The organism is Duganella sp. SG902 (assembly GCF_013376005.1).
Taxonomy (GTDB): Bacteria; Pseudomonadota; Gammaproteobacteria; order Burkholderiales; family Burkholderiaceae_D; genus Rugamonas.
This window is the reverse complement of sequence record NZ_JABMJK010000006.1, coordinates 383,455-395,765: the sequence shown is the minus strand read 5'-3', so window position 1 is coordinate 395,765 and position 12,311 is coordinate 383,455. Positions and strand designations below refer to the sequence as shown.

Here is a 12,311-nt window from a genome sequence, read left to right as displayed (position 1 = left end):
GCTTAGCGGATAGCATGTTGTTACAGACAACTAGGAGCTAGGCAATGGAAAAACCGATGAACTGGGTGGCGCATGAACTGAGCATGACCGTGTTGATGACGCCGGATATGGCCAACTTTTCCGGCAACGTCCACGGCGGCACCATTCTCAAATACCTGGACAGCGTGGCCTATGCCTGCGCCAGCCGTTACTCGGGCAGCTACGTGGTGACCCTGTCGGTGGACCAGGTGATGTTCCTGCAGCCCATCCACGTGGGCGAACTGGTGACCTTCCTGGCCTCGATCAACTACACCGGCCGCACCTCGATGGAGGTGGGGATCCGCGTCGTCACGGAAAACATCCAGCAACGCCTGGTGCGTCACGCTAACAGCTGCTACTTCACCATGGTGGCGGTGGACTCCAACCGCAAGCCGGTGGAGGTGCCGACCCTGGTGCCCGAAACCGAGGAGCAGAAGCAGCGCTGGGAGCAGGCCCTGCTGCGCAAGCAGGCGCGCCAGATGGTGCACGGGAACCGCAAGCAATGAGGCGGCTCGCGCTGGCGATCGCTTTTGCCGCGGCGCTGCCGGCCGCGCTGGCCGCGCCGCCCACCGGGCGCGAGATCATCGGCGATGTCGGCCGCATTGTCGCGCCCAATGGCGTGCAGGAGAATTTCAAGCTGCACGTCAACGGCATCGACCAATGGGTCTACACGCGCGGCCAGGACCGCAAGAACCCGGTGCTGTTGTTCCTGCACGGCGGCCCGGCCTCGCCCAGCGCGCCGACCATGTGGATGTACCAGCGTCCGCTCGAGGAGTATTTCACGGTGGTGAACTACGACCAGCGCGGCGCCGGCAAGACCTATCTGGAAAACGACCCGGAGCAGGTGCGGCCGACCCTGAACGTCCAGCAGTTTGTCGATGACGCGGTCAAGATCGCGCAGGAGATTTCCAAACGCTACGGCAAGCGCAAGGTGATCCTGGTCGGCCACAGCTGGGGCACGGTGGTCGGCATGCGCGCGGCGCTGGCGCGGCCGGACCTGTTCCATGCCTATGTCGGCATCGGGCAGGTGATCAGCATGCTCGATAACGAAAAAGTCAGCTTCGATTTCGCCATGGCGCGGGCGCGCAAGGAAAACAACCAGCAGGCGATCAAGGAGCTGGAATCGATCGCGCCATATCCGGGCGACACCCCGATCACGCGCGAACGCATCGTCACCGAGCGCACCTGGGCCCAGCATTACGGCGGGCTGGCGGCCTACCGCGGCGATTTCGCCTACTACTTCAACGCCCCCTTGCTGTCGCCCGAATATGACGAGCAGGCCGTGCAAGCGATCGACAAGGGCAGCCTGCTGACGCTGGAGCGGGTGCTGAACGAGTGGCTGCAGGTGGACTTCAAGCCGGTGAAGTCGTTCCCGATTCCGGTGGTGATGTTCATGGGGCGGCACGACTACACCACACCGTCGGCGCCGACGGCGGCGTGGCTGGCCAAGGTCAAGGCGCCGTACAAGCGCGGCGTCTGGTTCGAGAACGCCTCGCACCTGGTGCAGTTCGAGGAACCCGGCAAGACGCTGGTCAGCCTGCTGGAATATGTGCGCCCGCTGGCCAGGGACTGAGCGCGCCTCTGCAAAAAGGCAGACCCGCGTCGCCTAGATCTGGTGACGCGGCCGCGCCGTTGATTGGCTATGCTGCCATCTCGATTGAACCATGCGAGAAGGAAGCAATGAGCACCTCTATCTTGAACAAGCAGACCGCCAACCTGGGCGTGGCCTGGGAAGGCATCTACGGCTACACGCAAGCCGTGAAGGTGAAAGACACCATTTACATCTCCGGCCAGCTGAGCCATGACAAGCAAGGCAATCTGGTGGCCCCGGCCGCGCTGGGCGCCGACGGCAAGCCGCGCGATTTCGACACCATGGCGGCGCAGATGCGCCAGACCTATGTGAACGCCATTGAACTGCTGAAACAATTCGGCGCCACGCTCGACAACGTGGTCGAGGAGACCTTGTTCGTTCTGGACGTGGACGCCGCGTTCAAGGTGGCCGGCGAGGTGCGCAAGGAGATGTACGCCAGCGCGCAGCCGGCCATCGCCAGCAATCTGATCGGCGTGTCCAGGCTGGCGTTTCCTGAACAGCTGATCGAGATTACTTTCCGCGCCATCCTGCCGGAATAAGCCGGATCAAGCCGGATCAAGCCGGCTTGCGGCGGGTCAGGAACACCAGGCCCGCCGCGATCACCGAGGCGGACGCCAGCGCATACAGGCCGCCCTGGATGGAGCCGGTTTTCTGCTCGAGATAGCCGAAGGTGGCCGGCGCCACGAAGCCGCCCAGGTTGCCCAGCGAGTTGATCAGGGCGATCACCGCCGCCGCGATGCGGCTGTCGAGGTAGCCTTGCGGAATCGGCCAGAACAGCGACGAGGCCGCCTTGAAGCCGATGCCGGCGAAGCAGATCGCCACGAACGCGAATACCGGGCCGCCGGTGGTGGAGGCGAACATGCCGCACGCGGCGATCACCAGCGCCACCGCCACCCATGCCTGCTGATGGCGGTACTTCTGCGCCAGCGTGGCAAACATGTACATGGCCGCGATCGAAATGATCCAGGGGATCGAGTTGAACATGCCGATCTGGAACTCCGAGAAGTGGCCCATCTTCTTGATGATGCTGGGCAGCCAGAACGTGGCGCCGTAGATGGTCAGCTGGATCGCGAAGTAGATGAAGCAGAACAGGGCGATGCGGCCATCCTTGAGCAGCGTGAACATGCTGGCGTGCGCCGGCTTGTTGGCGTCGCGCTCCTTTTTCTCGGCCGCGATGACGGCGGCCAGCGCGTTGCGCTCGGACTCGGTCAGCCACTTGGCGTCTTCCGGCCGCGAGTCGAGGAAGAACCACACCACGAAGCACAGCGCCACCGAGGCCAAGCCCTCGATGATGAACATCCATTGCCAGCCGTGGAAGCCGCCGCCATCGATCGACAGCAGCGCGCCCGACAGCGGGCCGGACATCACCGACGCCAGCGCCGAGCCGCTCAGGAAGATCGCCATGGCCTTGCCGCGCTCCTTGTTCGGCAGCCATTGCGTGAAGTAATAGACCACGCCGGGGAAGAAGCCGGCCTCGGCCACGCCCAGCAGGAAGCGCATGACGTAGAACGACATCTCGCCCTGCACGAAGGCCATGCCGGTCGCCACCAGGCCCCAGCTGGCCATGATGCGGGTCAGCCAGGCCTTGGCGCCGAAGCGCTGTTGCAGGATGTTGGAGGGCACCTCGAACAGCGCGTAGGCGAGGAAGAACACCCCGGCGCCGAAGCCGAAGGCGGCGGCGCCGATGCCGAGGTCTTTTTCCAGGTGCGAACGCACGAAGCCGATGTTGACGCGGTCGATGTAGTTGGCGATGAACATCACCACGAACAAGGGCAGGATGCGCCACTTGACCTTGCTGACGGCGGTGTCCAGTACGGTGGGGGCGGCGGTCGCGCCGCCGCTGGCGGTGTTGCTGTTGCTTGCTGTGATCGTCATGTTTGTCTCCTTATGGTTCTTGTTGTCGTTATTAGCGAACCATGCAAGGCATCTTGTTGTTGAACTTCCAGCCGGGGATCAGGAACTGCATCGCCACCGCGTCGTCCCGCGCGCCCAGCCCCATGTTGTTGTACAGGTGGTGGGCGGCGTCGATGGCGTCCATGTCCAGCTCGACGCCGAGGCCCGGCGCGGTCGGCACCTGCACCATGCCGCCCTGGATCCGCAGCGGGTTTTTGGTGAGGTGCTGGCCATCCTGCCAGATCCAGTGGGTGTCGATGGCGGTGATGTTGCCCGGCGCGGCGGCGGCCACATGGGTGAACATGGCCAGCGAGACGTCGAAGTGGTTGTTCGAGTGCGAGCCCCAGGTCAGGCCCCATTCGTGGCACATCTGCGCCACCCGCACCGAGCCCTGCATGGTCCAGAAGTGCGGGTCGGCCAGCGGAATGTCGACCGATTGCAGCTGGATCGCGTGGCGCATTTCGCGCCAGTCGGTGGCCACCATGTTGGTGGCGGTCGGCAGGCCGGTGGCGCGGCGGAATTCGGCCATCACCTCGCGGCCCGAGTAACCGTTCTCGGCGCCGCATGGGTCCTCGGCGTAGGCCAGCACGTCGCCCTTATCGCGGCACAGGCGGATGGCGTCCTTCAGCAGCCAGCCGCCGTTCGGGTCCAGCGTCACGCGCGCCTGCGGGAAACGTTCGTGGATGGCGGTGACGGCTTCGATTTCCTCCTCGCCGCGGAACACGCCGCCTTTCAGCTTGAAGTCGTTGAAGCCGTAGCGCTCGTAGGCGGCCTCGGCCAGGCGCACCACCGCCTCCGGCGTGACGGCCTGCTCGGTGCGGATGCGGGTCCAGTTGTCGCTGGCGTCGTCCGGCACGCCGGCGTAGGGCAGGTCGGTCTTGTTGCGGTCGCCGATGTAGAACAGGTAGCCGAGCATCTCCACTTCGCTGCGCTGCTGGCCCTCGCCGAGCAGGGCGGCCACCGGCACGCCGAGGAATTTGCCCAGCAGATCCAGCAGCGCCGCTTCCAGCGCGGTGATGGCGTGGATGGCCACGCGCAGGTCGAAGGTTTGCAGGCCGCGGCCGCCGGCGTCGCGGTCGGCAAAGGCGGCGCGGGCGGCGTTCAGGATGGCGTTGTAGTTGCCGATCGGCTGCTCCAGCAGCAGCGGGCGCGCGTCCTCCAGCGTCTGGCGGATTTTCTCGCCGCCCGGCACCTCGCCCACGCCGGTGTTGCCGGCGCTGTCGGTGAGGATGACGAGGTTGCGGGTGAAGTAGGGGCCGTGGGCGCCGCTCAGGTTGAGCAGCATGCTGTCGCGGCCGGCCACCGGAATAACTCGCACGGCAACGATACGTGGGGTGTCTCGCATGATAAATCCTTAGAAAATGATTGCGCTGTCATTTGCATGTTAGCGGTCTTTCCTAGCTATTTCAAGGTAAACCTGTGTTTAAAAATGATAGAAAATGATGTGTGATGCTACAATGGCACATCTTTTTCTTATCGAGGATAGTCATGAGCGAGCTGCGGACTTTGCGCACGGCCACCGGCGAGGTCAGTGTCAGCGGCGCCACGCTGGCGGACGTGGCCAAGGTGGCGGGGGTGTCGCCGATCACCGTGTCGCGCGCGCTGAACCAGCCGCACCTGGTGCGGCCGAACACGGTGGCCAAGGTGCAGGCGGCGGTGCAGCAGACCGGCTATGTGAAGAACATGATGGCCGGCGCGCTGGCCTCGAGCCGCAGCCGGCTGGTGTCCTTGGTGCTGCCGACCATTTCCACGCCGATCTTCGCCGACATGGTGCAGGCGGCCAGCGATCATCTCACCGCCGCCGGCTACCAGGTGATGCTGGGGCTGTCCAGCTACGAGGCGTGGCGCGAGGAGGTGCTGGTGGAGACCATCCTCAGCCGCCGTCCCGACGGCGTGATCCTGACCGGCTCGCTGCACACCGACAGCACGCGGCGCCGCCTGCAGGCCTCGCAGGTGCCGGTGGTGGAGGCGTGGGATCTGACGCCGTCGCCGATCGACATGATGGTCGGTTTCTCGCACGAGGAAGTGGGGCATGCGATCGCCCAGCACTTGCTGGAGCGCGGCTACCGGCGGATCGCCATCCTGGCGGTGGAGGATCCGCGCGCGGCGCGCCGCAACCAGGGCCTGCAGGCCGGCCTGGCCAAGCATGGCGTGCAGGTGGCGGCGATACAGGCCATGCCGCTGCCATCCACCTTCGCGCTGGGGCGGGACGGCCTGTCGCTGTTGCTGGAACGCTGCCCCGACCTGGACGCGCTGGTGTGCAGTTCCGACACGCTGGCGCATGGCGTCCTGACCGAGGCCATCGCGCGCGGGTTGGCCGTGCCGCAACAGTTGGCGGTGGTCGGCTTCGGCGATTTGAATTTTGCGGCGCGCACCTATCCGCCGCTATCGACTGTGCGCGTCGATGGCGCTAATATCGGACGTGTGGCGGCGCAGGCGATACTGGACCGGGTCGAGGGCAAGGCGGTGGGCAGCCTGACCGACACCGGCTTCCAGTTCATCCAGCGCGGCAGTACTTAAACCAATCGGGGAGGCCGGCATGGAAATGAAACGCATCAATGCGGGGAAATTGCGGGCCATCGGCTATGACGCGCGCGACAAGTTGCTGCGGGTGGAGTTCGAGGACGGCAGCGCCATCGACTATTCGGGCGTGGGCAATGAGGTGTGGCGCAAGCTGTCCAGCTCCGGCGCGGCGTGGAGCTACTACCGCGATAATATCGAGGACGAATACACTGGCCGGCGCGGCGTGGTGCGCAAGCCCACCACGCGCGCCGACCTGGAGAGCCTGTTCAAGTCGCCGGGCGAGTGATCACAGGCGGCCGACCGCGATCACGGCGTCGGCAAACGCCTTGGGCGCCTCTTGCGGCAGGTTGTGGCCGATGCCGCCGTTGATCTGCTCGTGCTTGTACTTGCCGGTGAAGCGCTGGGCGTAGCTGGCCGGCTCCGGATGCGGCGCGCCGTTGGCGTCGCCCTCCATGGTGATGGTCGGCACGCTGATGTTGGGGAGCTTGGCCAGCTTGTCCTCCAGTTCCTTGTACCTGGCCTCGCCCGCCTCCAGGCCGAGGCGCCAGCGGTAGTTGGAGATGGTGATGGCGGCGTGGTCCGGATTCTCCAGCGAGGCCGCGCTGATGGCGTAGGTGGCGTCGTCGAAATGCCATTGCGGCGAGGCCAGTTTCCAGATCAGCCTGGCGAAATCCTTGTGGTTCTTTTCGTAGCCCAGGCGGCCGCGCTCGGTGGCGAAGTAGAACTGATACCACCACTGCAGCTCGGCCGCCGGCGGCAGCGGCTGCTTGCCCGCCTCCTGGCTGCCGATCAGATAGCCGCTGACGGACACCAGGCCGGTCACGCGTTGCGGCCACAGCGCGGCGACGATGTCGGCGGTGCGCGCGCCCCAGTCGTAGCCGGCCAGCGTGGCTTTATCGATCTTCAGCGCGTCCATCAGGGCGACGATGTCGGCGGCCAGCGCGGCCGGTTCGCCGTTGCGCGGCGTGCCGGCCTTGAGGAAGCGGGTGCTGCCGTAGCCGCGCAGGTGCGGAATGATGACGCGGTAGCCGGCCTTGGTCAGCTGCGGCGCCACGTCGACGTAGCTGTTGATGTCGTACGGCCAGCCGTGCAGCAGGATGACCACAGGGCCGTTGGCCGGGCCCTGGTCGACATAACCCACATTCAGGTCGCCGGCGTTGATCTGCTTGATGTCGGTAAAGCCGGCGGCGTGCGCGGCGCCCGACAGGGCGAACAGCGTGGCGGCGACGGCGGCGGCTACAGGGCGATGTTGTTTCATGAAGGTCTCCGGTAAAGGTTGGATGAGCCAACAAAGCTTAGGCCTTCTCCGCCGCCGCCAAGTCTTTCCGAAGGGAGAAGCCGCTAGTTCTTTTGGGTAGGTAGCAGGCGCGGACGCGTGTTGTTTCTGTCCAGTGCGGACAGCAAGCCGGCGCTGGCGATGAGGAGGGCGCCGGTGAGCAGGGGCGTGCGGGCGTCCCAGCCGGTCAGCAGGCCGGCGGTGGCGGTGCCGGCCGAGCCGGCGGTGATTTTCAGCGCGGCCACCCACAGGAAGATCTGGCCACGGGCGTTGGCCGGCGCGTATTCGGTGCGGGCGGCCAGGGTGGCGGCGAAGAAGAAGGCGTTCACCACGCCGGATAGCCAGAACAGGCAGACCGCCAGCCGCCAGTCGCCGCTCAGCATGATGGCGCCCAGCCCGCCCGCCGCGCACAGGGCCAGCATGGTCATCAGCCGGTCCGGGCTGCCGCGCAGGGGGCGCAGCATCACGCCGATCGATCCCGACAGGTTGCCGATGCCGTAGGCGGCGGTCATGGCCGCCGCGCCGGCCAGCGGGATGCCGAGGCGGCCGGTCATCTGGACGGCGGTGATCGGCAGCGCGGCCATGCTGAAGGCGACCAGCACGGTCATGTAGAGGGTGCGGCGCAGTTTGCCATCGCGGGCGATCAGGGCGATGGTGCGCCACGCGCCGGGCACGGCTTGCGGATTGCCGCCGTGTTCGGGCGCGGCGTAGGGCAGGCGCATCACCAGCGCGGCGGCCAGGAAGGTGGCGCCCGCCAGGCAGTGCGCGGCCAGCGCGGGCGTGGCCCAGGCCGAGACGGCCGCCACGATGGACGGGCCGACGGTGCCGCCGATGCCGTAGGTGGCGACGTCCCAGCCCTGCGCGCGGCGCAGGCTGGAACGGTCCTCGTTGGCGCCGTGGGAGGAGGCCGCGCGCGCCCGGGCGCCACGCGCGTCGGCCTGCGCGATGGCGGGCAGGCGCGTGCTGATGCCGCCGGTCAGCAGGGGGCCGCACAGGCCGGCCAGTGCCAGCAGCACACCGGTCAGTGCCAGCGGCACGCGGCCGTACGTGGCGACGGCGGCGGCCAGCGCGGCCGCGTACCACAGGCAGGCGGCGGCGATGACCTTGCGGCCGTCGTCCGCCAGGTCGATGCGGCGCGCGATGAAGGGACCGAGCAGATGCGGCGCGGTCAGGCAGGCGCCCAGCAGGCCGGCGGCCTGGCCGCCGTCGCCGCGCGTGGTGGCCAGCAGCACCACCGCCACCACGGCGCCGCCATCGGCCATCCGTGCCAGCGAGGCGGCGGCGACATAGCGGGCGAGGGCATCGCCCGGCCTCATGCCAGTTCCAGCGTATCGATCAGCTTGGCGAGCCCGGCGCGCTCGGCGTCCGGCAGCGCCTTCAGCGGCAGCGGCAGGCAGGCGCCCGACACCAGACCGAGGATGTCGAGCGCGCTGGCGGTGACGCGCAGGCTGCCGCCGTGCTTCGCGATCAGGTCCCAGTACGGACGCAGACGCTCGGACAGGCGCGTCGCCTCCGCCGCGTCGCCGGCTTGCGCGGCGCGCGCGATGGCCAGCGTGGTGCGCGGGAACAGGCCGCCGATCACCGAATACCACGCCTCGCAACCGGCGTTCATGCCGGCCGCGCCGAACCAGTCGCCGCTGACGCCGAGCGTGACGCTGGCCGGTATCAGCGCGCGCAGCCGCGCCACCCGTTCGGCCGCCGCCGCCGGCTCCGCCGGCACACCGGGAATCTTGATCGAGCCGATGTTCGGCAACTGGGCGATGCGGCCGTGCAACTCGTCGCTGAAGTTGAAGCGCGTGGTGCCCGGATTGTCGTACACGCACAGCGGTATCGACAGGTTGCGCGTGACCGCCTGGTACAGGCCGTACACCTCGTCCTCCGTCAGCGCGTGGTATGACATCGGCGCCAGCAGCACCGCCCGCGCGCCGGCCTTTTGCGCGTCCTCCGCCAACGCCAGCACGTCGCGCGTGCGCAACGCGCCGATGCCGACCATCACCGGCACGCCGTCCGCGTGCTCGACCGCCAGTTGCGCCGCGCGCGCCCGCTCGGCGCGGCTCAGGTAGGGGTAGCAGCCGGTCGAGCCGAGCGCGCCGATCGAATCGACGCCGGCCGCCACCAGCCGCCGCACCAGCCGGCCGTAGGCCGCCTCGTCGATGCCGTCTTCATTCAAGGGTGTGATGGGAAATGCGCTGAGACCGGAAAACATGGCGTGACTCCTGAGGTGATAGAATGTCTGGTACATCATAACACTATGTCCTAGGACAATGTCAAACATCACCGGAACCACCGCCATCGAGATTGCCGACTGCATCCGCGCCCTGGTGCAGGACGGCCGCTACCAGCCCGGCGACTCGCTGCCGCCCGTGCGCGAGCTGGCCGAGAGGCTGGGCGTCAACCGCAACACCGTCTCGGCCGCCTATCAGCGCCTGACCAAGGCCGGCCTGGCCGTGGCGCAGGGCCGGCTCGGCACCTCCATCGTGGCGCCGCCCAGTGCCGGCGAACAGGAGGGCGTCAGCCCCGACACCCCGCTGATCGACCTCGCGCACGGCAACCCCAACGCCGACTGGCTGCCGGACGCGGCGCCGCTGCTGGCGGGGCGTTCCCTGCGCTCGGCCCTGTACGGCGAGGACACCATCCTGCCCGAGCTGCGCGCGTCCGGCGCAAGCTGGTTTGCCGACGATTGCCCACCGGGCTGGGAGCTGGAGCTGACCGGCGGCGCGGTGGACGGCATCGAGCGGCTGGCGGCCGCCCAGCTGGTGGCCGGCGACAAGGTGGTGGTGGAAGACCCGTGCTTCCTCGGCTCGATCAACGCGCTGCGCCTGAGCGGCATGCAAACCGTCGGCGTGCCGCTGGACGACGAGGGCATGCAAGCGCAAGCGCTGCGGCGCGCGCTCGAGCAGGGCGCGCGCGCGGTGTTGCTGACGCCGCGCGCCAACAATCCCACCGGCTGCAGCCTGTCGCAACGCCGCGCCGCGGAGATCCGGCAGGTGCTGGCCGACCATCCCAACGCGCTGGTCATCATTGACGATCATTTCGCCCTGCTGGCCGGCACGCCGTATTACTCGGTGCTTCCCGCCAGCACCACACGCTGGGCGCTGCTGCGCTCGGTGTCCAAGGGGCTGGGGCCGGACATGCGCCTGGCCTTCGTGGCCTGCGACGCCGGCACCGCCGCGCGCTTGCGCACGCGGCTGGCGCCGGGCATGACCTGGGTCAGCCGCATCCTGCAAACGGTGGTGGCGGCCTGTCTCGGCTCGGCCGAGGTGCGGGGCCAGATCGCGGCCGCGCGCGCCGGCTACGCGGCGCGCCGTGCCGAGCTGCGCGACGAGCTGGCCGCTCAGGGCATCGCGCCGCCGCCGCCGGCCGACGGGCTCAACCTCTGGATTCCGCTGCGGCGCGACGCCAGGGACGTCGCCTACGCGCTGGCCAGGAAAGGCTGGCTGGTGCGGCTGGGCAGCGCCTACGACGTCCAGGGGAAGTCGCAGGCGATCCGCGTCACGGTCTCCACCATGCGGGATGGACAGGCGCGGCAATTCGCGCAGGACTTGAAGTCGGCGCTGCGCTAGCGCGTGTTCCGATTGAATCCGCCGGGAGGCTGTGGTTTAATCAAAAGATCGTTGACCTTTCCGATCGCCATGTCCAGCCAGCCAGATATCCAGCAAGACCAACCCGCATACCGCGTCGAACGCTCGTCGGTGCACGGCAACGGCGTGTTCGCGCGGCGCGACATCGCGCCCGGCGAGCGCATCATCGAATACGCCGGCCGCGAGATCACCTGGGAGGAGGCGCAGATCCGCGCCGAGATCCAGGGCGGCCCGCACAACCACACCTTCTTCTTCAGCCTGGCCAACGGCAATGTGATCGACGGCGGCGACCATGGCAACGAGGCGCGCTTCATCAACCATTCCTGCGAGCCGAACTGCGAGGCCATCGAGGAGGAGGATGGCCGCATCTTCATCTACGCGCTGCACGAGATCCGGCGCGACGAGGAGCTCAGCTATTCCTACCCGCTGATCTACGAGGGCCGCCACACGCCGGCCATCAAGAAGGCGTTCGCCTGCCGCTGCGGCGCCGCCACCTGCACCGGCACCATGCTGGCGCCCAAGCCGCGCAAGCGCAAGCCCAAGGTCAAGCCTGAGCCAGGCTTGTTCGCAGATCCCGTCCCTGCCTTAGCAACTGTTCAAAGTCCGCAGCCGGCAGCGGCGGGCTGAAGTAATAACCCTGGATTTCGTCGCAGCCGTGGCGGCGCAGGTAGTCGAGCTGGCCCGCGGTCTCCACGCCCTCGGCGATCACGCGCAGTTTCAGGTTGTGCGCCAGCGCGATGATGGACACCACGATGGCCGCCTCGCCGTCCTCGCCGATGTCGCTGACGAAGGAGCGGTCGATCTTCAGCACGTCGATCGGGAAGTGGCGCAGGTACGAGAAGCTGGAATAGCCGGTGCCGAAATCGTCGATCGATAGCGCCAGGCCCAGCGCCTTGAGCTTGTGCAGCAATTCCACCGCCTGCGCCACGTCGTGCATGAACAGGCCCTCGGTCAGCTCGATGTCGAGGCAGGAGGGCGGCAGGCCGGTGTCGCGCAGGACCTCGGCGATGGCGCTCAGCAGTTGCGGCTCGCCGAACTGGCGCGGCGACAGGTTGACGGCGATGCGCAGCTGGCCGTGGCCGTCGTCGATCCAGCCGCGCGCCTGCGCGCACGCGGTCCGCAGCACCCAGGCGCCGATCTCGACAATGAGCCCGGTCTCCTCGGCCAGGCCGATGAAGCGGTGCGGCGCCACCATGCCCAGCTCCGGATGCTGCCAGCGCAGCAGCGCCTCCATGCCGACCACGCGCCCGCTCCGCAAGTCCACCTGCGGCTGGTAGTGCAGCACGAATTCCTGCCGCTCCAGCGCGCTGCGCAGCGCGCCCTCGATGCGCAGGCGTTCGCGCGCTTCCTCGTTCATGGCCGGCTCGTAGAACTGGGTGTTGTTGCGGCCCAGCTTCTTGGCGCGGTACATGGCGATGTCGGCGTGCTC

13 protein-coding genes are annotated in these 12,311 nt (G+C 67.7%); 7 read left to right on the top strand and 6 right to left on the bottom strand.

Annotation, left to right across the window (positions count from 1 at the left end; all coding sequences use genetic code 11):
- The first annotated feature begins 44 nt into the window (after positions 1–44).
- The 3 genes from FHW83_RS16185 to FHW83_RS16175 all read left to right on the top strand — a co-directional run bounded on the left by FHW83_RS16185 (position 45) and on the right by FHW83_RS16175 (position 2,148).
- On the top strand, positions 45–524 hold the full coding sequence (locus FHW83_RS16185) for an acyl-CoA thioesterase (protein WP_373997223.1): 480 nt from the start codon (positions 45–47) through the stop codon (positions 522–524).
- Positions 521–1,591 carry an alpha/beta hydrolase gene (locus FHW83_RS16180; RefSeq protein ID WP_176647366.1) on the top strand — a complete coding sequence of 357 codons (1,071 nt, stop codon included), beginning with the start codon at positions 521–523 and terminating at the stop codon, positions 1,589–1,591. Before FHW83_RS16185 ends, FHW83_RS16180 begins: the two co-directional genes overlap by 4 nt.
- A gap of 107 nt (positions 1,592–1,698) precedes the next feature.
- Positions 1,699–2,148: a RidA family protein gene (locus FHW83_RS16175; protein WP_176647365.1), complete on the top strand. Its 450-nt coding sequence runs from the start codon at positions 1,699–1,701 to the stop codon at positions 2,146–2,148.
- A gap of 16 nt (positions 2,149–2,164) precedes the next feature.
- On the opposite strand, the gene FHW83_RS16170 is transcribed toward FHW83_RS16175, so the two are convergent.
- Together FHW83_RS16170 and gudD are read right to left on the bottom strand one after the other, a co-directional pair.
- On the bottom strand, positions 2,165–3,484 hold the full coding sequence (locus tag FHW83_RS16170; RefSeq protein WP_176647364.1) for an MFS transporter: 1,320 nt from the start codon (positions 3,482–3,484) through the stop codon (positions 2,165–2,167).
- Positions 3,485–3,515: 31 nt separating this feature from the next.
- Positions 3,516–4,847: a glucarate dehydratase gene (gene gudD / locus FHW83_RS16165; RefSeq protein WP_176647363.1), complete on the bottom strand. Its 1,332-nt coding sequence runs from the start codon at positions 4,845–4,847 to the stop codon at positions 3,516–3,518.
- A 143-nt stretch (positions 4,848–4,990) separates the two neighbouring features.
- On the opposite strand from gudD, the gene FHW83_RS16160 reads away from it, so the two are divergent.
- Both FHW83_RS16160 and FHW83_RS16155 read left to right on the top strand, forming a co-directional pair.
- On the top strand, positions 4,991–6,022 hold the full coding sequence (locus FHW83_RS16160) for a LacI family DNA-binding transcriptional regulator (protein ID WP_176647362.1): 1,032 nt from the start codon (positions 4,991–4,993) through the stop codon (positions 6,020–6,022).
- Positions 6,023–6,041: 19 nt separating this feature from the next.
- Positions 6,042–6,311 (top strand): KTSC domain-containing protein, encoded by a 270-nt coding sequence (locus FHW83_RS16155; RefSeq protein WP_176647361.1) that lies wholly within the window; start codon positions 6,042–6,044, stop codon positions 6,309–6,311.
- On the opposite strand, the gene FHW83_RS16150 is transcribed toward FHW83_RS16155, so the two are convergent.
- From FHW83_RS16150 to FHW83_RS16140, 3 genes are all read right to left on the bottom strand, one after another.
- Positions 6,312–7,283 (bottom strand): alpha/beta fold hydrolase, encoded by a 972-nt coding sequence (locus FHW83_RS16150; protein WP_176647360.1) that lies wholly within the window; start codon positions 7,281–7,283, stop codon positions 6,312–6,314. It lies immediately after the preceding gene.
- Between the two features lie 83 nt (positions 7,284–7,366).
- Positions 7,367–8,617: a hypothetical protein gene (locus tag FHW83_RS16145; protein ID WP_218106293.1), complete on the bottom strand. Its 1,251-nt coding sequence runs from the start codon at positions 8,615–8,617 to the stop codon at positions 7,367–7,369.
- Positions 8,614–9,507, bottom strand: coding sequence for a dihydrodipicolinate synthase family protein (locus tag FHW83_RS16140; protein WP_176647359.1), 894 nt, complete (start codon positions 9,505–9,507; stop codon positions 8,614–8,616). The genes FHW83_RS16145 and FHW83_RS16140 overlap by 4 nt, the downstream gene beginning before the upstream one ends.
- A 58-nt stretch (positions 9,508–9,565) precedes the next feature.
- Between FHW83_RS16140 and ptsJ the strand changes: the two genes are divergently transcribed.
- Together ptsJ and FHW83_RS16130 are read left to right on the top strand one after the other, a co-directional pair.
- Complete coding sequence (gene ptsJ / locus FHW83_RS16135; RefSeq protein ID WP_176647358.1) at positions 9,566–10,864, top strand: transcriptional regulator PtsJ; 1,299 nt, start codon at positions 9,566–9,568, stop codon at positions 10,862–10,864.
- Between the two features lie 51 nt (positions 10,865–10,915).
- Entirely contained in the window at positions 10,916–11,509 is a 594-nt protein-coding gene (locus FHW83_RS16130) for an SET domain-containing protein-lysine N-methyltransferase (protein ID WP_308936760.1), read from the top strand.
- On the opposite strand, the gene FHW83_RS30760 is transcribed toward FHW83_RS16130, so the two are convergent.
- Entirely contained in the window at positions 11,427–12,293 is an 867-nt protein-coding gene (locus FHW83_RS30760) for a bifunctional diguanylate cyclase/phosphodiesterase (RefSeq protein ID WP_229224214.1), read from the bottom strand. The two genes, FHW83_RS16130 and FHW83_RS30760, sit on opposite strands and share 83 nt — an antisense overlap.
- Between the last annotated feature and the right edge of the window lie 18 nt (positions 12,294–12,311).